The following is a 23,910-nucleotide window of genomic DNA, read 5'->3' as shown; positions in this document are numbered from 1 at the left end:
TGTATAACAAACCTTACCTTAAAACCTTTTTCAGTGAAACAGGAAGATTATAAAAATTAGAGCGTAAAATTCGTCTGAAGGCCATCACCAAAAAAACCAATACTGTATGGTATAAAGAAAGAACGAGAGGAAATAATTGCAGATACCAAAAGAATTTGCACATTATAAAGACGATCCGGCCATTCCTTGGGCGGAGTTCACGAGGGCAGTAGAAAAGAAGATAGAAATGAACAATGACGAATATATTGCCTTCACAGATACTGCTATTGATTTTGCTACAAAGGAGTGCATGAAAGAGAATCAAAACAAGTCCGTACTGAGCCTTGGAGTGGAAGCAGCACTGGCCCGCGGACGCCTTGCAGAGGTGTTATTTCTATCCAGTGATATTGAGGACACGCATATTCTTGCATTAAAGGCCATTGCATTATTTGTATTGTCAGACATCGCAGGTCTCCGAGAGACCAAGCAGATTATAGAGAAGATCATCAGTGAAGAGTCGCCAGTAGATGATCAGGTCCGGTTAAGTACTGTCAAAATACTGTTGGCAGCCGCGGAGCGGGATACGAGTGTCATCATATGCGTCATGGAATTTGACAACCTACTTGAAACATACCCTGAGCAAATAGAAAATCCTCTCACAGAGACCCTGTTCACACTCTATGTTGTAGGAACCATATTGAGAGAGGTCGGAGAGGCAACTAAGGCATCCAGAATTGCAGATACGCTTGAGGACATGGCTAAGAAAAAAGGCCACAGAATGATGTTAGCGCTCACCGAGAATCTTCGTGGCAATATCAGTCATCTGGTAGGGAACATGCGATCCGCAGAGGAACATTACTATCGACTAAAAGATCAGAGCAGGAGACTATCCTTCAAACTTGGAGTAGGAATGGCCCTGAACAACCTTGGCTCAATGATGACATACTCCCTACGCCTCGAAGACGCACTTGAGTGCTTTGAAGATGCGCTCACATACATGAACACGGACTCAGCCCGATTGGTCACTCTCACTAATCTTGGAGAGATCGCCACATTATTGGGTCGCTATGATGAGGCAGAGGGATATTTTAAGGAGGCACTACGACTCGATCTGAAGACACAGCGGGGGCTATTGCAGGTCTATACCCTCTATTGTGATCTTCTGTCTAGGCTGGACAGAATTGACGAGGCAAAAGAGTATTTGAAACAGGCTGAAAAATTAGCCAAGACAACTGAGAACCCACTGGAACAATGTGCATATCTTCACGCTAAAGGAATAATGGATGCAGCTCAGGGAAAGTATATTGAGGCAATTAAGATCTATGAGGAAGAACTTGCGCTGGCTAAGAAAAAGAACGTTTTCGAGATGCTCATACGATCAAAGCTTGAACTTGCTAGAACCTACATTCATATGTATAAGAAATCACATCTGTCAGACCTAATCGATTCAGCAATGTACCACCTAGACGACCTTGCACAGATTGCCAAGGAACAACGAATGAACTCGTTAAGAGGACGAATTTTACTTTTGAAGAGTGACCTGCTAAATCTTGCAGGAAGAGAATTTGAGGCAAGAGGATATCTTGAGCGTGTACTTGGGATTGCAAGATTCACCGAAGATAACGTCATGGAGGCTGAGGCGACTGCCAGACTTCAAAGAATCGAGACGCACGAAGAACTCCCAATCGATACGAGCTTTGGTAAATCATTTGATCGAGTATCTGCATTCAAACATCCGGGTTCACCAAGACAGGTTCACCAACCGATAATTTATGCGCTAATTGCAATTGACAGAAAATCGGGTCTCACAGAGTTTGTTCACTATTTTGACGAACCCCTTGATATGGACAGCTCGATCATCGCAGGGTTCATCGCAGCAGTCGGGTCCTTTAGTGGACAGATGATGGGGTCAAGTGGAAAACTTCGTTCTATAACACATGAGGGGTTCACACTCATGATGGAACATACGAAAATGCGGATCATTGTCCTCATAGCAACGGACGAATCATTTGAATTGCGATACCGACTCAGAGAATTTGCGGCCTTGTTTGATACAAAGTTCCCACCAGTCGCAGATCTTGAGATGGTAGAACCCCGACGATACAAAGAGGCTTCTAAGATCGTCAACCAATTGTTCACAGACGTGATTGCTGCTTAGAAAGGTAGCTGAGCTTATATTGGTCCATAAAGAGTCAAGGACAGTTAGACAAGTCAGGTAAAACACAATGACTGCCCTCGATGAGATACAGTCCATTCTAAGAAATGGCGAAACCAGAAATGCGGAATTCAAGAGAACATTGACGAAAACGGATCTTAGAGCAGAACGGCGTCAGAGGTTGGTTGCGAGAATTCGATACATGACCTGTGAGCCACCCTTCGAAGGCCGTTTTCTAGTGGGAATCGAAGATATCAATGGTACAGAATGGAAGGTATATGGGATATCGGAAAAACAGATCGAAGAGGCTGAAGAGATATTATCTAAAATAACCAAAGAGGCAGAAGTGGACATCATCGAGGCGGAACGAGTTGAGACCCCAAAGGGCTTTGTCGGAGTATACCTTCTCAAACGACTTGCTGCACCAGAGATTAAAGAGACCTGCTCCATCAATGTGGCGGGTCGAGTGAACTCGGGAAAGTCAACCCTGATCGGGGTGCTTGTCACCGGAATGCCGGATAATGGTTCAGGAAGCGCGAGATCGTTTCTCCTGACGCATCCTCAAGAACTTACGAGAGGACAGACAGCGGACATTCACATGGCGTTCATGGGCTTTGCCGAAGATGGCCGTGCACTACATCTCCAGAACCCGCTGAACAAGGAGGAGGCCGCTCGTGTCCTCGATCAATCTTCAAAGATCCTGACATTTGTTGACGCACCCGGACATAAGGAATACAGCAAGACCATGATAAGAAGCATTCTTGGTGCGGATGCTCAATACGGATTAGTGTTAGTGCCGATCCCCGAGGAGGCGTATCTGATCCGTCAAGAGGAGGAAAAGACGGGGATCAGAAGACTGGACGATATCACTCGAGAACATCTCATCTTGATGGCCAGCAAGAACATACCATTCATTCTTGTCGCCTCGAAGATCGACAGGGCGCAGGAGAAAGATCTGAATCTTGTCACGGAGATTGTTCGACTCACACTGAAAGAAATTGGCAAGATACCTGTCACTATCACGAGTACCGAAGACATCGGACCAATAGTCAGGGAGATCACCAATGGAACGATTGTGCCGGTGCTCTATGTCTCAGCAACTGACACGGACTCGGTAATGCTGCTCTCCGAACTACTTAGACAACTACCCGCAGGTCCATCAGAGGACGCTATCACAAAACCAGCGTTGGCATATGTGGATAAGGTCTACAAAGGCATCCGCGGAACAAATGTAGTGATCACAGGAACCGTCAAACAGGGAGTCTTCAAGACTGGTCAGAGCATAGCCATTGGTCCTGATGTAAAGGGGGACATACATCATGGTCGGATCTTTAGTATTGAAGTGTTCAAGAAGAGAGTGACCGGGGTCAAGGTCGGAGACCTCTTCGGGTTTGACATTAAGGACGTTGACAAGCACATGATCAGAAGGGGGCAGGCCATAGCCGATGAAGAGGAATGCATCACGGTCTGTCGCACATTTGAAGCAAATATCGTAGTGACGCGGCATCCAACCAGAATCGCAGTGGGCTATACGCCTGTGCTTCAGTGCCATACTATTCAACATCCAGTAGTTCTTCAGAAGATCTATGACGCCGACTACCTATGTGTCGGAGATTTTGCGCGTGTACGCCTGAAGTTCATGATGCATCCGGAGGCTATTGCCGTCGATGATAGAATTGTCCTGCGAGAGGCAAACACACGAGCCATTGGAACTATCATCGAGATCATCAATTAAGTCCACAGAAGATGGTCAGAATCAGAGGGGAAGACGGTCTCATCACGCAACACTCCTCTCGTGGATTGTGTTTCCAGTATGGGATGAACTCTCAGACCCGCCGTATGACAGGAATTAAGAAAGAGTGATCTCCACGTTGATGGTGCGGAAACAACTCCGTAAGAGGTCTCATCGGTCAGAAATAATGTGTATTCAACTGTACTCTGTGATACAATGGTCTTGACAGCAGAAGGGTTTCCAGACACGAGAAAATCATGGTCAATCCCCATATGATTGAAATTCGGAAGAAGAACAAGATGCCCACTCGTCAGGAGAGAAGTGATTCTTTGGAGCGACCCCACAAGGGAGTCTGACAGTATCTTGAGACCCCCCTGACATAAGCGTTCCAACACAGCCTTCTGATCAGTTGGCAGAACTGCCTTATGAAATTCCAATCTTCGTGAAAAAGTGTTTGTGACTGAAACATCGACCCCCATCATCCGTAAAGCCATGTTGATAAGATCCTTGCCGTGAGAGAGTATTCCTCCGGTCTTGGGAAAGATGTCTTCGAGATTAAGACCATACTCTATGGCACGAAGTGAGGGGCCATCTACTTCACCCACTGTCAACTGCTGAACCTCCGAACTCGAAACATACTTGACACCAGCCCAAATGACAGAAGGATCATCTACCGGATTATGAGTCAACGAGATCGACCGACCAAGTGGAAGAGGGTCACCGATTGCACGTGGAGCAAGATGAATTGAGGTGAGGACATGGCGTTTTGATCCAAGCCTACGCGGGGTGGAGAGAGAATCACAGAATCCCTTAATCACATGATACTCACCAGTACCGAGAGGAACAACAAGACCGTTGTGAATGACATGCAAGGCGTTTCTAAATTGATCCCATTCAAGAGGTGGTGTTGCCTGCTCTAGTAAGGATAACAACCACTGAAATCCTTGACCGGAATATGTTGGAACATGACGAATCAGATGATTCACATATCTGGTCATATCACCACCGTTGCTCTTTTTCAACCAAGCTGCCAACCATCTATCTGCGGGCTCATCACGGAGCAGACTTAGTGCAACTCCATTAGCTACACAAGAGGCGACTTCAGAATCTCGTCGTTCCGAATCAAGATAGAGGAGAAAAGCAAGCCGAAGAGCAATACCATCAATCCATTGAGACCGGACCACTGATTCTTCGAGTACAACCGTTCCATCTTTCTCAAACGCAACGCCAAAGTTCTGTCCGACACTCGTCTTTTCTCTTGTGACATAGAGTTCAGGAAAGGGCGGCTCCGGTCGCGCAACAGAACGAGCAACTCGTTTAATCGACTTCGCCAATAGAGAACGGATTTCTTCTGTGGCCTCCATGCGAAGCTCCTCGGGCGTAGGTTCGTGAGGCTTCTCATATTTTGTGATCAGGCGCGAAGCCTTCCGGATCTTCGTATAGACGGAGTGGTCTAAGTTTTCCCCAAGAAGCATATTTGCAGCCATGTCAAAGAAATAGACACGGACTCGATCTCGGCTGATGACCGCAACAAGATAGGCGATTCCTGCAAGACGTCGAAAATGCTTTCTGATGGTCGAAGCCTTCACGCGGAGCACTTCAACGGCTTGAGGCCCAGTCTCTTTGAACTGTCGTTCTCCAAATTCTGCAATTGCTTTTGGTATCTGCCTTGCACTTCTACTCATTTTGCAGCGCCAACATCCTCAATGACATTCGACCAGATAAGAATGAGGGAAATGCGAAACACAGTTTTAAATAGAAAATGCCGAGTGCAACATGCTTAACTTGGTAACTTGTGCAGAGTGGGTGTGCATTACAATGATCATGTACGATCCAACACTGATTATCTTATGGTGGGTCGTGCCAATGGTAATCCTGTTGGCGCGTGCTGGACTCGCCGCTTACAGGACAAAGAAAAAACGAGATGACCTCCGTAGACTCGAAGAGCAAGCCACACCGTTCACGCGAAGACTCTAGATAGTTCAGGCTGATTCCTCAGCCTCATCATCCTGCCATTACTTGGAGAGAGACTCGTCATACGATGGAAGTATTAGATCGCGTGTGGGAGTTGTATTCATCACAACATCAAGGATTTCATTATTGCGAAGCAGCATGCACCCCAAGAACTCATAGAGATACTTGTCAAGACGAATATTGACACCGCGACGAGGCACTTGTGTTAACAGAAGAACTATGCTAAAATCACCACGAGGAAGTTGATTCAAAATTCCCCGTTTCATGTCCGGCTGAAGCTCGCTCTCGAGACGACGGGTGACAACTCCACGCTCAATAAAATTATAGCGAATACGCTCAAAGTCCCCCGTAGCACTCTTTTTGGGACGCAGGAAAGAGATCGAATAACCCAAGCGTTTCAGGGAATTGTAACCAATGAAGGTTCTATAGAGGGGGGAACATAATTCCTCTAGCTCCACTTTGCGTAGTTCGACTACCTGTCCATTTCTTCGAACCTTCAAGTTCATTCTGTTTTCAAGCCTCCGAGTAGACACACATTGCGGAGAATGGATCCCACGATGTCAAGTCCAGCTGTTTACGTTTGTAAAGCTCCTTCCCTTTTTAGGAGTGTGGTCTTCACATGCAGACCAAGGCCATAACCACCAAGTCCAGTACCAGATATAACTCTGTGGCACGGAATGAGTGGTGCGAATCGATTTGCGGCCATGACGTTCCCAACAAATCGTGCTGCCCCTTGCAGACCAGCGTTTCGGGCCAGTTCACCATAAGTGATCGTTGTACCATATGGGATCTGCATTGTTGTCTCTAAGACCTTGCGCTGTTTCGCGCTCAGTCCAGTAAAGTCAAATCGCAGACCAGAGAGATCGACCGGTCGTCCCTCAAAGACCTGAAAGACAAGTCGTAGTACTTTGAGCGCTTCCGGATCTGTGGTCTCTGGGAGTGATTCCCCACGTACTGCCTGCACGGCCTCCGAGCGGGACGGACGCGGAAGTGAGGTCGCAAAGATGCCAGTAGTAGTCATGACTGCTGCTGCATAGAGGCCATTGACCTCAAGTACTGTAAGCGTCTTGGAACTACCATCCGGCATCCTGATACCTCATGCATATTCCCCGCAGATCGCAACGACCATGGCCAAATAGGCTGAGAGTTCGGGATCACTCTTCTTCATTCCGATACCGCTCCAGCCGCCATCATTCCGCTGAGTTTCAAGAAGCAGGGGAATAGCATCCTTAAAAATTTGGGTCTCGTGCTTATTCTTTGGAGGCGCAATTGCAATAAGATCCACCATGTCAAAGAGATTCTTTTCTTCGATCGCATGCTTTAAGTGCTGATAGAGCGCAGCCCGCGCACCTTCGTAGACCTTGTTACCGGGTCCGACCTCCATGGCCACAAGAGCGGGGAGTATGTTACCCGTCCCTAGTGGATCGGACACATCAAGTTCCTTGTAGTCGGGCCAGTGCCCATCTTCATTTTGAGAATAGATCAAAAAATCACGAGCTCTTCGTAACCGTTCGTCATCTGCATACTTTGCAAGGCATAGAGCCTCAAGTGCCTTTCCTGTGAGCCACGTAATGCTCTTGCCCACGGGATACCACTCGCGCCCCTCTGTCGCACCGTATCGATCTTCAATATACGAGTTGAGATTGAGAGTCTCAGCAAAACCTCCATCACTCTTTTGCCGTGAAACAATGAATTGAACCATCATGTCGATGAGCTCGGGTGTCCCCCAATTCAACTTCAGAAGCAGTGTGAGTACTTCGGCGGTCGTCTTCACAGAGCTGGGTACGCCGGGTTGCACCTCAAAGGGAACCCCACCATCTTCATTAATGATGGCCTTCAGATACTTGAGGATCTCATCCTTCAATTCGGATGGAACATTGTAATCAGCCGCAGCTATTCTCAGTTTATCAATGATATTACCTTGCTTCAACACAAAATTCGTGACATCATACACAAGATTGACCTTCAAAGGGTTTCCTCCTGTCAAATTGATCGCGCATACGATTCCCGTATAGAACTAGGTGGCGAAAGTCCGTACTATAGGTGTAATATATGGGGGCTGCCTACATAATAAAGGTTGTTTGCGAGAACTATTAGTCACCATCTTCGAGTTGTAGGAACTCTAGAATGGCCTTCCGGCGTTCTCTGCGCTCGTCTTCGGTCATCTCCTCAGTGGAACGGTCCTCATCTTCGATGACCACGATCTTTTCCCGAGGAGAATGGTCAATGCGGTACTTGACACGATAGTCCTCAGCAGTCTTGGTCAATGGCTTCTCATGCCCGCATTCGCGACATTTGAGCACTCTACTGCCATCTTCTTTTTTGGTGGGCAACATCATTGCGCCACATTTCTCACAGAACTCCAAGATCATTCCCCGGTGTGCATTATAGGTTTCGCCACCCGTACGGGGTTTGGATTTAAGTTTGACGCTCGGGGTCTTTTTCAAAAATCAATACTGACTTAAAAGAAAGACTCTTATTCAGGCGTCCACGCTCGGCCGACCAGCGACCTACAGGAAGGTCTCCAGAAAGCATAGGAAGAAGAAACACGATGGTGCGCGTTATTCCTTTCAAGGCTTACCGGTATAATGTTGCAAAGGCAGGTGACCTGTCAAACCTTGTGTCCCCGCCTTACGACATCATCAAGGGAGAGAAAATCGATAGACTCCAGTCGATGTCGGAATACAATATTGCTTGGATCATACGGAACAAACCTCAGGATAGCGATACTGAATCCAACAACCAGTACACGCGAGCACGTGACCTACTCAATGAATGGATCAAAGATAACATCCTCGTTCAAGATGACAATGAGAGCTTCTACGTGTACGGTCAAGACTTTGAGGTCTACGGTCAGAGACTCTTCAGGTTTGGTTTCATTGGCCTGATCCGACTTGAGGATTTTGCCAAAGAGGCTCCCAGTTCTGGGAAATTTGCAGGAGTCCTTCAACATGAAGAGACCCTTCCAAAGGACATTCAGGACCGCCTCAATCTCAGTCGCGCATGCATGGCGCAGTTTGGTCAGATCTTTGTGATCTATCCAGACCATGAGGGCAATGTTGACAACATACTACAGAAAGCAATGAAGAACGAGCCCATCGCGGATGTGACCGACTACGAAGGAGTCAGACACAGGATCTGGAAGATTGATGACAAATCGGACACGGCCAAGATCTCAGAGCTGATGGCGGACAAATATGTCATCATTGCAGATGGTCATCACCGTTACAAGACTGCACTTGCACTCTCAAAGGAACATCCCGAACTCGAGAGCGCAAAATACCGAATGATGACCTTCGTCAATATCTCAAATCCCGGATTGGTAGTGCTTCCAACTCACAGACTAGTACAGAACCTTGATGACTTCTCAAGAGAGAAATTACTGGAAGGGATCAAGACACACTTTGACGTTCAGGTCTTCGACAAGCGCGAGGACATGTTCACACTAATGGACAAGCAATTCAAGGAGGGCGCCCATGCATTTGGTCTGTACATGAATGATGGCAAATTCTATGCATTGACCCTCAAGGATGCCAAGATCATGGATGAGATGCTTCCTGATAAGTCAAAAGAACTTCGTCAACTAGATGTATCAATCCTCCATACTCTGATCCTCGACAAGATTCTTGGGATCAACAAAGAGAAACTTGCGCAGGGGACCATGAAGGGGGGAGGCTTTGTCGTATACATCAAGGGCATAGGTGATGCAGTTGACGAGGCAATAAAGTCGGTCAAGAATGGCGCACAGGCCGTCTTCTTTATGAACCCAACTCGGGTGGAAGAGGTTGAAGCGGTGTCCAAGAATTTCGAGGTCATGCCGCAGAAGAGCACCTTTTTCCAACCAAAAATATGGACAGGTTTCACGATCAACAAACTAACTTAATAGGTGAATCAAATGACCCATCGAGTCTACAATTTTTACCCTGGCCCTGCAACTCTACCACTGCCAGCTCTTGAAAAGGCACAAGCAGAGCTGTTGGACTTTCAGGGAACAGGAATGTCAATTCTTGAGATCTCTCACCGATCAAAGGAATATGACAAGGTACATCATGAGGCAATGGATCTCGTCCGAGAATTGATGAGGCTCTCCGATGACTACAAAGTGCTCTGGCTTCAGGGTGGCGCTTCGACACAGTTCTATCAGGTCCCGTTGAACCTGCAAGTTCCGGGCAAACCTATGGAATACGTCAATACAGGAGGCTGGTCCACGAAAGCGATCAAAGAGGCCAAGCTCTACGGGGATGTGAGAGTTGTTGCATCTTCTGAGGATGATAAGTTCTCGTATGTTCCGCAAAATATCGAATTCAGTGATGATATTGCATATGCACACATCACCTCCAACAACACACTGTACGGTACTGAGTGGCATTACATACCCAAAGTCCCAGATGACATCCCCTTAGTGGTTGACTTGAGTTCGGATATCATGGACAAGGTCATCGACTTTAACAAGTTCGCAGTCATGTACGCAGGTGCGCAAAAGAACCTTGGTCCGGCTGGTGTGACACTGCTCATCGTACGGGAAGATCTCTTGGACCGAGTCCCAGAGAACACACCGACCATGCAGAAGTGGAGCACTCACGCGGCAAAGGACTCGCTCTTCAACACACCTCCTGTCTTCTCGATCTACATGGCGAAGCTTGGACTTGAGTATCTGAAGGAGATCGGCGGGGTGGCAGCGATTGAGAAGATCAATCGTGAGAAGGCCAAACTGCTCTATGATGTGATCGACCACTCGGATGGTTTTTACAAGGGCCATGCCCGGAAAGACTCACGGTCTCTGATGAATGTCACATTCCGGCTCGAAACTGAAGAGCTCGAGCTCAAGTGCACAGAAGAGGGGGCAAAGCGTGGACTTGTTGGTCTCAAGGGGCACAGATCAGTTGGAGGAATGCGTGCATCCATCTACAACGCCATGACCCTTGAGGGAGTCAAGCTATTGGCCGAGTTCCTCAAAGAGTTTCAGGAAGAGAATCAGTAAACAGATCTTGACCGGGACAGGCGAGAGCCTTCCCGGCCCTCATTCTTTCAGTCACTAATTCTAATGATGCTTGTGCGTAAATGTGTCCAATGATTGTTCAACGCACTCGCGCAGATCATCAATATGCGACTCTTCGACAACACCCGCATATTCCCTATGCATCGTACCACCAGACACGGAGACCTTGATTTTTTTCAGCTCTTGAGCGTCAAAGAACTTCTTCATACCTGATACTACTGCAATCATTTCGCCCCGGGGGAGCTGGTTCTTTAACAGATCCTTGCACGCTGTACAATCTATCACTACGTGTGTGCTCTCTTTGTCTATCAGGACCTCGACAACGATCTCACGGCTGCCTCTAAAGATTCTTCCGCGATTCCCTGCTATTGTGAGTGAGAATTTGCCGACCTGCTGCACCGAATATTCCCCGGATTAGAGAGAAACGAATCCCCATTTATCATATTTCCTGATGCATGGAGAGGGGCGGCGAGAGGCCGGCCCCAATCATTGCTCACGCCGGGACCACTTGACCGAGAGAATGATCAGAATTAGAATGATCCCGAACATGGCTCCCAGTATCAGCGGATCCGCTTTGTCAGGCAATGTCGAAGAGGTGGGTGTCGTCGTGGTGGGTGCTGTTGTTGTGGTGGTGGTGGTCGTAGTGGTAGTGGTAGTTGTGGTGGTCGTAGTGCCACCGGTGACAGTATATGAGAAGTCGCTGCTCACCGCCCAATTACCCACATTATCACGTGCATGTACACGATAGGTCACTGTTGCCCCTTCGGGGAGTGCAGGGATCGTGGCCTCATAATAATCACCCACATGAGTCATGGTCACATTGATCCATGCAGAGCCATTGTAGTACTCGAGAATTACCATGTCCACTCCAGAACTGTCCGTGACATTCGCAGTCACCGTCACACTCTGTGTACTATCAGGGGTCTCGGGATCACGAGTCACACTATTGATCGAGGGAGGAACACTCTCTGCGGCTACCGTGGTATAGCTGATAATGGTAGATGCATTGAGATTACCTGCTGTGTCATTTGCAATGAAATAATAATAGACAATAGTTCCTTCAGATTGCCCCGATATCGTCGCTGAATAGGTATCTCCAGTAGTGGCAGTCATGGTCGTGATTGTCCAGACTCCAGCTGATGCAGACCAGTTTAGTAGTACTGTATCAACACCAGAGGCACCTGATGGCTCGACAACATCCACGCGGATCTCAACGGGATTCCCGGCACCGGGAGTTGCCGCCGATCTCCAAAAGTTAGCAAAGGAGGGTGCAACGGAATCACCAACAATGAAATTAGCTACTGTGGATTCTGCATCATTGCCCGAGGTGTCGTTGGCATAGATAGTATAGAAGACTGTGGAATTATACACAAAGGGTCCAACTGTGACTGTAAAATTACCAGTTCCCTGTAAGGTCATCTTGGCCCACGTCGGAGAGGTCCATCCATTGGTCTGATACTTCAGATAGACACTATCCACGGAAGAGTCGTCTGTCACATTCGCCTCAAACTCTACTGTCTGGTAGTACTCCACAACAGAGGGGGTAAGCCCTACAGAGTGAATCGTGGGAGAGGCCACATCAATTGCCGCAACTGCAGCTTGGACATCGAGTTTACCATACCCCCAGATCGAATTTGGTACGGTTCCAGTAAACCCGTCCGAGCGAGCGTTATTTTGAATCAGTGCTTTGACACTCGACCCTTTCGAGGAGTCACGTTGTAACATTAGGGCTGCACAACCAGCAACATGAGGACCTGAGGCACTGGTGCCACTGAATAACCTATAACTTCCAAAGGCCGCCCCAAATGGAAGCTGCCCGTTTCCATTGAACCACGCCTGCCAAGCTGAGGCATTACTATAGTCTGAGATGATGTCATACCCTCCAGGGGCTGCAACCCCTAATTTTTGGGTTTCATCAATTCGTGGACCACGTGATGAGAAACTGGCAATATCGCCAACAGAATTTCCAGCGAAAATATTTCGGGTCCTATAACTTGCGACACTGAGTGCGTCATCAGCGGTGGAGGGCCATGTGATCTCGTAATCGTTGGACATATCGCTCTTCCAGATACAGCCTCCCGACCATGAGCTTTGATCGTCGGAGATGTATGCATGGAAGGTCATGTTGGAGGGAGCTGTAATATTGACTTGATGCCAAGGTGGTGAGGAACCAGTCGTAGGCAGCGTCCCATGAATCCAAATCCCCAACATCTGCGTGTTCCGAGATGAACTCGATATGAATGACTCGATAGTGAAAGTATTACCGCCCCATACCACAGCGGGTTCGGCATTAAAGGTCAGATAGCCATTTCCCGGATGAAGATAGGTCGTCAGTGCTGGCGGTCCACCCCAAACTGCGAGATTCATGATCAGACTGAAATTACATGTCCAGAAGTCTGTACTATTAATCGAGAGCACTGTAATGTAGACGTTATTAATATCATATACAACATAGGTCCCATCCGGAGCAGGAATCGTAAAATCAGTCTGGTGCTGCGTGTCCGCAGTAACATTGAACAGCGCATGCTTGTCCTTCCCGCCCAAGTTACCTGCTGGGGAGATGACAGGCACACCATTGGAGACGATCGTATTGATCAGGGTCTCGGCGGAATCGCTGCCATCCAGATATTCGTAAGTCCATGAACCGATCTCCGTGAGAATCACATCGGCACCATGATTGTAAGCCCACGTGAGACCTTCTTCAACAGAGAGAGCAGTACCACTACTTCCCAACACTCGAACCATCATAAGCTCCGAGTCAGGGGCGACACCCACATACTTGCGATAATTGAGCTGCCCACCAAGTAGAATTCCTGCAACGGCCGTTCCGTGACCATCGGTGTCCTGATGTGTACTTGCCGTCAGGTTGACCCCTCTTACCCATACCTGAAGATCGGCCTGGGGAGTGCCGTCTTTCTCAACAATATACTTCGTCTTAGGGGTCGTCAACATTACAAGGGTCTCGCCAACATCAAGAGCATCGTTTCCATTTGTATCGTTGACCACAAAGAAGGGTTCACCAGGGTCTGGTTCGGCATTCTGAGAGATGTTGTCTACCCACAGCCAGTCGGTGGTCGTATTGTATGTCCCATCAGAGTCCAGATCAATATAGTACAGGACCTCGTCCGCAGTCCCACTAAAGTCGCCATTGAGATCCACATAATCACTACCATTGGAGGGCTTTCCGTCAGAAGTGGAATCGATCCATGAATATGCAGTATCCCCGGGAAACCAGAGATCGGGATGCTTCCAGTCCACTCCCGTATCCAAGTCTGCAATGAGGATATCTTGGCCTGTGAGATTGCGTCCAAGTCCATCTAACATATTCCACGCATCATCAGCATTGATCTCAGGAATCGAAACATCGCGTGTGGATTGGAGATAGTTTATCGAAGACTGAACATCGATTGACCGAACCAATCCCGTGTTCATGAGAGTTTCAAGAGCCGAAGCACTTCCTCGCAGCAAATAGAACTCATTCACATGACTGAGTTGAGGAGAACCAAAGCTAAATCTGACTCCTGTCGCCAAAATCCGATCAACTACAGAAGCACTCACATCATCAACGAATGACACCATGACAGGAATGTCAGCACCATAGATCGAAGAAAGAGCCTGAAAGTTCAAAGAAATTGTCTCTGGCGGCGTTTGATAAGTAGATGCAGAGGTGGTCGCATTAGTTTGCTCCGCTATAGGCGCGGGGATCGCAAATAATAATAATATGAACAGTAAAGATACAACATGTCGCATATGGTAGCCTCCTCTAATTGGCTGCCAAGGAGAGGGCGCGGTCCTCTCAAGCATACCATAATAGGGCACATTTCCTGATTAATCTATTCACCGACATCCGCTTCATGTTTCTTGGCCTTGTTCTCAACTCGATTGACAGCATCAGAAGCTTTTGAGGAAAATGGCAACGAGTCGGTCTTGACCATTGCAATAAAACCAGGACCTTCATCCTCACGACTGAGCTTTTGCCCCTCGTAGAGCGATGTACCTCCAGCAACAAGATAGGCCACACAGATGCAGATCACAAGTGGTATCAAGAGATCGAAGGTCTGACTGATTTCAAGTAGCAATACAGTTGAGGCCACGGGAGTATTTGTATTAGCAGCAAGCACAGCACCCATACCAAGAACAATGAATGCAGGAACATAGGCGGGTGCAAAGATCTCACCGAACACAGCACCCAGCATCGCACCGACAAAGATGGAGGAAGAAAGCACTCCACCAGAAACACGACCAGCCACTGCAAAGGATGTGGCAAACAGCTTGCCCATCATTAACATGAGAAGAACAATGATCGGAACCTGTGAAGTAGCAATGTGAGAGATCACATTGAACCCCAGCCCTGCAAGAGTGAGGGAGGGATCAAAGATGACCGCACCAATGAAGAGCACAACACTTGCAAAGAATGATCCGGCGATAGGATCGGCCCAGTCGGGTAGTTCGAGCTTGAAGAAGTTCCGGGTCTGCATCAAAAAGACAGCAAAGAAGATTGCGATTCCGCCAGCAATGAGACCCAGCAAGATAACAGTGGGGACTATTGCCAGTGTGAAATCGAGCGATGCCTCAAAATCAAAGAGGGGGCGAATCCCCAAGATCACTCCGAAGACGAGATAGGAGGTGATCGATGCTAACACCATGGGAACAAAGAAACCAAGTTGGGCGTCTCGTTTGTACGGGGCCTCGGCCGCAAAGAGCGTCCCGCCGAGTGGGGCCTTGTAGATAGCAGCAGTTGCAGCAGCAGAGCCCATCATGAGAAAGACACGTAGATGTGAAGGGTTCTTGTGTCCCAATCGTCTGCCTATGAAATTACCAATAGATGCACCGATCAGAACCGCGGGCCCCTCTTGACCGACAGGATTCCCTGAGCCAATGGATACCGAAGTGGCCAAGAGCTTTGTGACAGCAGTACGAGGATGTATCTCAGCAGGATTGTGAGTGAGTTCTATCGCTTTAGAGATACCACTGCCTTCAACTTCACGGGCACCGAAATAGATCATCGCACCGGAGAAGAGGCCTCCAAGAAGCGGCGCCACAAAGAGGGGAATCCATGACAGAATAGTAATGAGAAAATCAACAAGAAGTGCAAAGAGAACCATAAAGAGACCACAGACGATCCCTGTCAGAATGGCGGCGGGTACATAGATCCGATATAGATGCGTGAAATGTGAGAAGTGGAAGATCTCCTTTAGTGGGCGAGCAGGTGTAGGGTATGATGACTCTTCATTTGCAAGATTCAAGGTCAAACACAAGAAGTTGTGAGACCATTCTCTTTATGAGTCCTACTAGCAGGAAGTATAGCAGACGCGTTAGTATGAACTGGAGTATCGACGATGCCAAAAGCCACTGATGACTCTTCATCTATTGATGAAAAAGAACAGCCATCACTTGAAGTCGTCCAAGCCAGATTAGACGAGATTGCGAGAAGACTGGAGCGCGTCGAGAGATTAATCCAGCGTATCAGTCCTGAACTTGAAGAGGTCAACGAGTCTGCAAAGGTCATCAGGGAGGGCTTCGAGTTCTACGATGGCATCGTCAGACTAATGACAAAGTTCACACGGACTGAACGACTCACGGCACGGTTTGGCGACCTGAAAAAAGATGAAATCTCATGGCTTATCGTGAAGACACTTGATCAGACTCCACCACTCAATATCAGCCAGTTGACTGCTGCCGTCAGGGCTGAACGTGGAACGGCATCACGCCGAATCGTAAGAGAACGTGTGAACCATCTTGTTGCAAAAGGCATTCTCAAGGTGGTCGAAGGGGACGACCAACGTGCACGACTATTCACACTTGCCGAAAAGTGAGAGACCTCACCAGAGCCTTGTCCGTTGTGGAGCAATCCCACGAACCTTCTGATAGAGATCACTCGTGCCATTCAGAAGTTTAACAATTATTGAATGAAAACTGACCATCTCTTCGTCACTCAGTGAAGAGAAGAAAGTCGTTATCTGGCGCGCATGCATCTCCGCACGTGAATCAAAAAAGGTGCGACTAAATTTAGTCGTTGTCAATAACTTTCTCCGTCGATCAGTCGAATCTGCCACGATGTCTACAAAACCCTTCTTCTTCAACTGCAATGCGATCTGTTTAACATTTTGATGAGAGGTACTAAGAGCCTCAGCAACTTCGGAAATTGCAGGTGAATGATCAAATCCACGCTCTATGACAACCAGAGCTAGAAGCTGTTTAGTCGTCAGTCCATCCTCAGATAGTAGAGAGTCCGATATATACTCGAATCTCTGGCTGAGTAGAAATAGCAAACTAAACGACTCAAACATTTTTTGTCGCACTTCTTCGTCCATGAAGCCCACATCCGCATCTTGGAGAAACGGTATTGATCAATGAACCATTTACAAAGTGAGGAGGGCGGCCAATCAAGCCGCCCATCAGGCCCATCGAAAAATACTGGCATCCTCGTGCTACGAACTCCGTCATCCGGGTCATTCCTTATAGTGATTCTGCTGAACTCTTGAACAGTCGGACAATTTTATCCTTTAGCAGATAGAACAGCCCCGCATAGGATAAGATGCCAAGGATCGGAAAGATGACCAGTCCGGCTGCAACAGCCCCTGCCAATTCGGGATCTCCACTTAGTAACTGAACAATCGCCATTGCATTTACAGCAGTACCAAGAGTGATGAAGAATCCAAAGAAGAGAAGAATCATTGGATAGGCCTTCCGCGGTCGAGTAAGTAAGAGATACAATGCAAGAAGACCCAACGGAATAGTGAAACCAAGATCGAGATAGCGAACCACCCAAAACAAAGTTGGAGTACTTGCATAGGTTCCGCTGGCGGTCCCACCAGTCGTCATGACCTCGCTCATCTCAGACATCCACATTGAGGCAAAGAAGAACAAGAAGAGGGTCATAAGGCTCACGTAGATTTTCACGCCTCGACCAGCGAAGTTAGGAGAATCATCTGGTGAGAACATGGAATAACTGCTCATCGCAAGTATCAACCCACTGATCATCATTATCAGAAACAGCCATGCATAGTGTTCAGCATTCCCACCGTAGGATGAGCTGCTCCACTCTTGTCCCACACCATATGAGAGTCCCGTGTAAATCAGGGTTATCGGAGTCAGAATGAGAAAATACTTTCCACCGGAATGCTTCTTCATATGAAGCAAACCTCCAACGATTAGCAATGGTGCCATCAGAAGAAGATTCACCCAGTCTTGCCCCATCATCTGATAAATTCCTGACTGGGATGTTCTGTACTGTATTATCCCAAGAACAGCAGGACCCCAAATCGTAGTCAGTACAAGTGTAATTGCTGTCAGAAGAGCAGTCACACCAGTGGCATAGCGTTCAAAGATCACATGTCGAGGCTCGGTTATCTGTATGTCGTTCACCGTCAACACCTTTCAAATACGTAATGTATTACCTAATTATGTAACATATTACCTAATAAAGGTATGGTTAAGACGGAAATTAAAGAAACCCAAAGAGAATGACCAGAGAGTATCCATAATGTGGTCACAGAACTGGCCACTTTTTCCCATAATCAGCATATGTAGTGACCAGCATACTATACAAGTGGTGACAAACCAATGAGTGAAGAAAAACACATCAAACACAAGGAAGATGCCGAAGAAATTCGGGAAATCTTCTCCGCTCTCAACGAGTCCATTCCGACACTAATCTCAGGTCTCATCAGTAGTGTCTACAGTCCCGAGGCAGCAGCAAGCATGGCAACCGCAATCGGTCGCTTCTACACCAAGCTCAAGGAAGAGGGAATTCCAGATGAGCTGGCACTAGAGATGACCAAGCAATATGTGAGCGGTCTGGACTTTGCAAAGATGCTCGAGATGGCATCTGGTGAGAGCAGAGGCAAGCACAGCGCAATCAAAAAGTCAAGACATGACAAAGACGAGGACGAAGATGTAGAATGACCGCTCGCATCATTGCCTCAACAATAGGGGGCGGCAGCAAACTCCTAGTGAAGGTGTATGCAGCGATGAGACGTGCCAGAAAGAATGTCAAGCAGGGATCTGATGTGTTCTATAATACTCTTGTAGAGCAAGGCGTCCCTAAAAAGGACGCCAAGATCATTGCAAAGACCTACAAGTCAGCAGGCGAAGAGGTCCTCTCAATCAGGAAGATGATTCGCCTGGCTTCGCGGTTGGACGTCGTTTAGTACGGCGTGGTGGTGGACGTTTGATAACGATCACTGTACATTTCGCACCTCGTACAACGCGCTCAGTGGTGCTACCGATGGTGGACGATCGTTCGCCACTAGCACCATGCGAGCCCATGACAATCACTTCTACCTCTTCTTTATCGGCAACGCTTAAAATCATCTTAGAAGGGAGACCCTCCTCCAAGATCAGTTGAGCATCAACATCATGTTCAGCAGCAGATGCCTTATAGCAGTCCAATAGATGTTCGCCATTCTCTCGATATCGTTCAAGAACAGTATCTACATCGGTATCAGACATCCGGGCGATCTGTTGGACCATGCCAAGATTGATGACATGAAGAATGATGAGCTTGCCTTTCGTGATCTCAGCGAGTTCGAAGGCAACCGATGCGGCTCGTGCAGAATCCTTGCTTCCGTCAACTGGAAGTAGAATAACACGGGTTCTACGTATGAGCCGATAGGGTTCCTGATACATCACGTCGTACATCATACGATAAGGTTCGTATATCCGCTAAAATATATTGGGATATCATCTCATTGATGTTCACGAGAGGCAATCAACATTCATCTATGTAGAACAAGAAAAGGCAGAACGGCGGAGAGAATCAGGTCAGATGAGTGCTAGACAACACACATTTGTAAGTTAGTAATAATAATATTTGAGAGATTATCATTAATTATGTTTATCTGTATGGAAGTTTTCCAACGCATAATCTTTGAAAGGAGAGGCAAAAATGCCACCGGCGGATCTATATGATTATCACAGGAAAAACAAGTATCCCAGTCATGGAACAGCTGTAATGGGGATTCTCGTTGTCTTTGGAATCTACATTATTACTGGAATCTATGCAATACTGAAACTGTGGAGTCAATACGGCACAATGATCATGTCGTTTATCCATTCAGTGGGAATACCTGAGATCTTGAACAGTAATCTCATCACCATCTCGGTAATTATTGGAGCATATCTGTTTTTCAGCATTCTTCTCGCCATTGCAGCAGCATCAATTGCAAAGAGATTGGGCGGCACGCTTATTCTGATTGGGGCAGCAATGACAAACATTTTGACATGGGCTCCAGTATTCTTGCTACTCTATGTATCAGGATGGGACTTTTCAATTCTGACAAGCATGTGGATGCTATTGATTCCCGGAGTGGCCACGCTCATCATCACGATACTGATGTTTACTGTGTTCAAGGATAGGGTGATTCGGGCAGGAAGGATTATCAGTCTGACTGGTGAGGTCTGTCTTAAGCATAAGAGCGTCTTTGCACCCCCGTTCGTTTCAATGATCTTCACATTTCTATCATCATTGATATTTGGGGCGATAGTCCTTGAATTTCTATATCCGAATGGGATAGTAAATGATCCTGTCGTGACAGGTGAGGCTACAGCAATCATCGTGATTAACTTCCTCATCTACCTGTTCATCACAATATTCGTCTTCAAATTCGCCTATGCTACGACATCAGCCATTACCTATCTCTATATCCGCGGTCGAAAGCCCAGTCTAAATGATGGGGTCAAGGGAGCACTTGGTACAGTTGCAGGACTAGCAGCATTGGCGGTAATGAGCGTCATTGTAACGATTATCCAGATGATCATAAGGGCAATCAGCCGTAGGTCAGGACCAGCAGGAGGGAGGACTGGGGATACTGCCGCAAGAGCGGTTGGCTGGATTTGGGCACTCATCAATTACTTTACCGTTCCAGCCATGGTCGCTGAAAACTTGGGAGCTACAGCTGGAATCAAGAAGAGCTTCAATCTCGTGAGGAAGAACTTTGTCGATATCGTCATCAAAGAAACTGGAGTCCGTTGGGGATTCTCGGCGCTCATCTTCATGCTCCTACTGGGATTCGGAGCGGGTGGTGCCTTTGTGGGCTGGCTACAGACGCAAGATTTCATGATAGCATTCCTTTACGGGATAATCTTCCTGATCCTTGCAGGTTTGCCGACCACGCTCATACTCCGAACATTCGATATCGTGTACATAACAATTCTCTATGTCTTCATCAGAATGAAGGACGGCTCAATCTCTAAGACGGCCATTCCCGGTCCGGCGAAGAAGACATTTGAAACGGCCTATCGTTCGGCTAGAAGACAATAATATGGAGGCGGCATCGACCGCTTCCCTCACTCCTTTTTTTGCCATAGTTTAATGACTCGACCTCAAAAGTCTAAAGCCACCGAATCATGGAAAAAAATTCGGTGAATACTATGAGACCAGAGATCGCTACTGCAAACGCACTTGAGGCCGTTTTAGAGGCCCGACCCGGTGAATCCGTACTGATCGTCTGTGATGACAGTAGAGAGGAAGTTGGCAGAGCATTCGCAGAAGGAGCTACACGCCTTGGTCTATGGACACGCCTTCTGGTTTTGGAAACCAAACCTGATGTCTTCAGAACCGAGATCCCTCCTGAACTTGTGGAGATGATCAACTCTCCCAACCAGCCCGACATCTTCATCAATGTGCTACGAGGACCAGCACAGGAGACCCCCTTCAGAATTAAGATCATCAAACTGGAGACCCGAAAAGGTCAGGCTCGACTCGGCCACTGCCCCGGGATCACAATGGACATGCTCACCGAGGGAGCACTCTCGTTGACGAGAGAAGAAAATGCTGCAATGCAAGAGAATGCTAGAAATCTGCTCACAATTCTCCAAGATGTGGTAAGCGTTCATGTGACCGCTCCAAGTGGAAGCGATTTCACACTGAACACCAAGGGGCGGACATGGTTCACCGACACGGCAATTGACTGGAAGACGATGAAATGGATGAATCTCCCGACAGGCGAGGTATTGTGTGGACCGGTTGAGACCGCAATGAATGGCACACTTGTCGCAGACCTTGCCGTTGGCGGAGTCGGACCATTGTCAAAACCAATCACGATCAAGGTCAAAGATGGTGAAGTCGTCAGTGTTGAGTCAGACGATAAGAGAGCATTGAAGATCGTGCAAGAAACTCAAGCAACAGATAAGATGGCAAAACACGTCGGTGAGTTTGCCTTTGGTCTGAATCCACGTGCAAGACTGGTCGATGAGTTTCTTGAGTGTGAAAAGGTCAGTGCGATTCATGTGGCCTTTGGGAACAATATGGATTATCCCGGAGTGGTCGCCAACAACTCAGCCACTCATCAGGACTTCCTCGTAGACAAGCCAACCGTAGAAGTCACCTACTCTGACGGACGAACACGTGTTGTCATGAAAGATGGGAAGCTCATGATCTGATAATCTACATGAGCCAATCAAATGCCTTATTCCAAGTAACACTTGATCCCGAAAATGGGTTCAGATAGAGTGCTTTGAAAAAGCGTGGAACTTCATCCTTGGCCACTGCCCGCTTCCATGTCGGAAGAACAAATTGCGTCCGCCCTATAAGATAGGTGAACACGTACGGTGCCCAGAGATTTGGTCTGCCATCAGTAGTAGTCGGTGCAATAAAGTCCAGAGAAGATGCCGCCTGCTCACGAGTCCGTAGACCATTCTCTTCAATGTATGAGGCTGCCTCATCACGGCTCACACCCTCCACATTTAGAAGAAAGGCGGCATTGATGCTGACCGCCCGGCGAAGTGAATAGAGAGCATCAATAATCTTTGTACGTGGACTATCAAGATCCACTCCAAGAAAGTCTCGTGCAGTGTCTGCGGTCCCCTCAGAAATGACACAGCGACCAGTATGAAGTGGGACAATACTGAGTTCGAGAGAACCATAATCCCGATACGATTTCTCACGCCAGAGATTTGATACATGGTGCTCGTACTCGTGGTAAATCACGGTCATCATGCTGTCTTTGTTGAAAGTGCGATCGATATTGAACTGATTGATAGAGTGAAAGTTCCCCTGATAGTAATTGTAACCTGACCATGGTTGCCCACGAACCGCCTCATAAGAGACCCCATTATCAGTCACGGTCTGACCGATCTTTGAAAAGACCCGTCTTGCGAAGAGGTTTCCAACCTCTGAGGCCTTCTCCTGCAGAGGGCCTTGAATCATCTCTTTTAGAGCATCACCACTGACACTCCCTTCTTCTTGAAAGAGCAGAACTTTTTCTCGAAGACTCTTACCTCTATGGTCTTCAAGAAGTGTTTCAAGACTACTGAGAAGCCCGGAGATCACCTTTTCATCAAATGGTGCGACATCTATCTTGAATAGGTCATGGACGAGGTCAGCATAGTCGATATCAGCCCCACCCATCCACCTACACACAACAGACAGTGACTCGGCCTCACCAGCCAGATAGAGCGAGCGCAATGAATCATCGATCTCCGAACGAGCACAGTCAGCAATTGTCATCATTCGAGCTGCCAAATCCTCAGGGTCCGAGTTCTTGCTCTGGCGTTCCGGCGCCAAGTCGGGGGGACCAAAGAACGCATCGACGATGCTGGTTCCAGTCAGCCTTTGAGTCAGATTACCTACTTCACCACAAGTTCGTACAAAGTCCTCAGAAACATACATAAGAATCGAGATGATGACAAAGTATTACTGCTAAGAATCTACCGCCGGAAACAGCTGAACGGTCCTTAGCACATTGAAACAGTTAGGAAATTGGAGATTTGCATGCCAATGGGAAAAGGAAAAAAGATAATCGGACTACTTGTCGTCATCATCGTTGCAGTAGGAATTGCTGCATGGCATGATGGAGTAATAGCCACCACCAGTATCAAATCAATAAATGACGGAGACGTGGACTCAGGCACATCAGTCGCAGTGAAAGGGAAACTCACTCTACGTATAGGAAATGTCCATACTATAACTGCGCTAGACAGCAGTAACACACTTGTGTTCGTCTGGGATGGCGACTCGCCTGCTATCGATTCAATAATCGTAGTCAGAGGCGTAGTGCAATCCGCAGTCTCACTTAAGGATGTCAGTTCGGTTCAGACCGTGTGGATCTTCAAATAAGTGAGAACATA

At 47.6% G+C, this 23,910-nt stretch carries 22 protein-coding genes; 10 read left to right on the top strand and 12 right to left on the bottom strand.

Annotation, left to right across the window (positions count from 1 at the left end; translation table 11 throughout):
* Positions 1-136: 136 nt before the first annotated feature.
* The gene (locus K9W43_03980) at positions 137-2,137 is read left to right on the top strand and encodes a tetratricopeptide repeat protein (GenBank protein ID MCF2136379.1); all 2,001 of its coding nucleotides are present in this window, start codon (positions 137-139) and stop codon (positions 2,135-2,137) included.
* Positions 2,138-2,204: 67 nt separating this feature from the next.
* Positions 2,205-3,869 carry a hypothetical protein gene (locus K9W43_03975; GenBank protein ID MCF2136378.1) on the top strand — a complete coding sequence of 555 codons (1,665 nt, stop codon included), beginning with the start codon at positions 2,205-2,207 and terminating at the stop codon, positions 3,867-3,869.
* Here the strand turns inward: K9W43_03975 and K9W43_03970 are convergent.
* From K9W43_03970 to K9W43_03950, 5 genes are all read right to left on the bottom strand, one after another.
* Positions 3,866-5,551 carry a hypothetical protein gene (locus K9W43_03970; GenBank protein MCF2136377.1) on the bottom strand — a complete coding sequence of 562 codons (1,686 nt, stop codon included), beginning with the start codon at positions 5,549-5,551 and terminating at the stop codon, positions 3,866-3,868. The genes K9W43_03975 and K9W43_03970 overlap by 4 nt on opposite strands.
* Before the next feature lie 330 nt (positions 5,552-5,881).
* Complete coding sequence (locus K9W43_03965) at positions 5,882-6,346, bottom strand: hypothetical protein (GenBank protein MCF2136376.1); 465 nt, start codon at positions 6,344-6,346, stop codon at positions 5,882-5,884.
* A 68-nt stretch (positions 6,347-6,414) separates the two neighbouring features.
* Positions 6,415-6,927 (bottom strand): MGMT family protein, encoded by a 513-nt coding sequence (locus tag K9W43_03960; GenBank protein ID MCF2136375.1) that lies wholly within the window; start codon positions 6,925-6,927, stop codon positions 6,415-6,417.
* A gap of 9 nt (positions 6,928-6,936) precedes the next feature.
* Entirely contained in the window at positions 6,937-7,809 is an 873-nt protein-coding gene (locus tag K9W43_03955) for a terpene cyclase/mutase family protein (protein MCF2136374.1), read from the bottom strand.
* Positions 7,810-7,933: 124 nt separating this feature from the next.
* Positions 7,934-8,212 (bottom strand): DNA-directed RNA polymerase subunit M, encoded by a 279-nt coding sequence (locus K9W43_03950; protein ID MCF2136373.1) that lies wholly within the window; start codon positions 8,210-8,212, stop codon positions 7,934-7,936.
* Between the two features lie 179 nt (positions 8,213-8,391).
* On the opposite strand from K9W43_03950, the gene K9W43_03945 reads away from it, so the two are divergent.
* Positions 8,392-9,723 (top strand): DUF1015 domain-containing protein, encoded by a 1,332-nt coding sequence (locus K9W43_03945; GenBank protein MCF2136372.1) that lies wholly within the window; start codon positions 8,392-8,394, stop codon positions 9,721-9,723.
* Positions 9,724-9,735: 12 nt separating this feature from the next.
* Positions 9,736-10,821, top strand: a complete 1,086-nt coding sequence (gene serC / locus K9W43_03940) for a 3-phosphoserine/phosphohydroxythreonine transaminase (protein ID MCF2136371.1) — start codon at positions 9,736-9,738, stop codon at positions 10,819-10,821.
* 60 nt (positions 10,822-10,881) lie between these two features.
* Here serC and K9W43_03935 read toward each other — a convergent pair whose 3' ends face one another.
* From K9W43_03935 to K9W43_03925, 3 genes are all read right to left on the bottom strand, one after another.
* Positions 10,882-11,238 carry a hypothetical protein gene (locus K9W43_03935; protein ID MCF2136370.1) on the bottom strand — a complete coding sequence of 119 codons (357 nt, stop codon included), beginning with the start codon at positions 11,236-11,238 and terminating at the stop codon, positions 10,882-10,884.
* Between the two features lie 87 nt (positions 11,239-11,325).
* Positions 11,326-14,466 carry a S8 family serine peptidase gene (locus K9W43_03930; GenBank protein MCF2136369.1) on the bottom strand — a complete coding sequence of 1,047 codons (3,141 nt, stop codon included), beginning with the start codon at positions 14,464-14,466 and terminating at the stop codon, positions 11,326-11,328.
* A 206-nt stretch (positions 14,467-14,672) separates the two neighbouring features.
* Positions 14,673-16,085: a chloride channel protein gene (locus K9W43_03925; GenBank protein ID MCF2136368.1), complete on the bottom strand. Its 1,413-nt coding sequence runs from the start codon at positions 16,083-16,085 to the stop codon at positions 14,673-14,675.
* A gap of 93 nt (positions 16,086-16,178) precedes the next feature.
* Between K9W43_03925 and K9W43_03920 the strand changes: the two genes are divergently transcribed.
* Positions 16,179-16,655: a hypothetical protein gene (locus K9W43_03920; GenBank protein ID MCF2136367.1), complete on the top strand. Its 477-nt coding sequence runs from the start codon at positions 16,179-16,181 to the stop codon at positions 16,653-16,655.
* Positions 16,656-16,661: 6 nt separating this feature from the next.
* Here K9W43_03920 and K9W43_03915 read toward each other — a convergent pair whose 3' ends face one another.
* Positions 16,662-17,153, bottom strand: a complete 492-nt coding sequence (locus K9W43_03915) for a MarR family transcriptional regulator (GenBank protein ID MCF2136366.1) — start codon at positions 17,151-17,153, stop codon at positions 16,662-16,664.
* Positions 17,154-17,298: 145 nt separating this feature from the next.
* Entirely contained in the window at positions 17,299-18,207 is a 909-nt protein-coding gene (locus K9W43_03910; protein MCF2136365.1) for a hypothetical protein, read from the bottom strand.
* Positions 18,208-18,405: 198 nt separating this feature from the next.
* Here K9W43_03910 and K9W43_03905 point away from each other — a divergent pair, with 198 nt between their 5' ends.
* Together K9W43_03905 and K9W43_03900 are read left to right on the top strand one after the other, a co-directional pair.
* On the top strand, positions 18,406-18,747 hold the full coding sequence (locus tag K9W43_03905) for a hypothetical protein (GenBank protein ID MCF2136364.1): 342 nt from the start codon (positions 18,406-18,408) through the stop codon (positions 18,745-18,747).
* Positions 18,744-18,992, top strand: a complete 249-nt coding sequence (locus K9W43_03900) for a hypothetical protein (protein MCF2136363.1) — start codon at positions 18,744-18,746, stop codon at positions 18,990-18,992. Before K9W43_03905 ends, K9W43_03900 begins: the two co-directional genes overlap by 4 nt.
* On the opposite strand, the gene K9W43_03895 is transcribed toward K9W43_03900, so the two are convergent.
* A complete protein-coding gene (locus tag K9W43_03895) occupies positions 18,949-19,470 on the bottom strand; it encodes a universal stress protein (protein MCF2136362.1) in 522 nt (173 codons plus the stop codon). The genes K9W43_03900 and K9W43_03895 overlap by 44 nt on opposite strands.
* Before the next feature lie 259 nt (positions 19,471-19,729).
* Between K9W43_03895 and K9W43_03890 the strand changes: the two genes are divergently transcribed.
* Positions 19,730-21,103, top strand: a complete 1,374-nt coding sequence (locus K9W43_03890) for a DUF6159 family protein (GenBank protein ID MCF2136361.1) — start codon at positions 19,730-19,732, stop codon at positions 21,101-21,103.
* A gap of 110 nt (positions 21,104-21,213) precedes the next feature.
* A complete protein-coding gene (locus K9W43_03885; GenBank protein ID MCF2136360.1) occupies positions 21,214-22,224 on the top strand; it encodes an aminopeptidase in 1,011 nt (336 codons plus the stop codon).
* Between the two features lie 4 nt (positions 22,225-22,228).
* On the opposite strand, the gene K9W43_03880 is transcribed toward K9W43_03885, so the two are convergent.
* Positions 22,229-23,452: a hypothetical protein gene (locus K9W43_03880; protein MCF2136359.1), complete on the bottom strand. Its 1,224-nt coding sequence runs from the start codon at positions 23,450-23,452 to the stop codon at positions 22,229-22,231.
* Between the two features lie 108 nt (positions 23,453-23,560).
* Here K9W43_03880 and K9W43_03875 point away from each other — a divergent pair, with 108 nt between their 5' ends.
* A complete protein-coding gene (locus tag K9W43_03875) occupies positions 23,561-23,899 on the top strand; it encodes a hypothetical protein (GenBank protein ID MCF2136358.1) in 339 nt (112 codons plus the stop codon).
* Positions 23,900-23,910 lie beyond the last annotated feature (11 nt).

The sequence above is a fragment of the Candidatus Thorarchaeota archaeon genome, from assembly GCA_021498125.1.
Classification (GTDB): Archaea; Asgardarchaeota; Thorarchaeia; order Thorarchaeales; family Thorarchaeaceae; genus B65-G9.
Note: the sequence above shows the minus strand (reverse complement) of the source record. Positions and strands in the feature narration are given on the sequence as shown.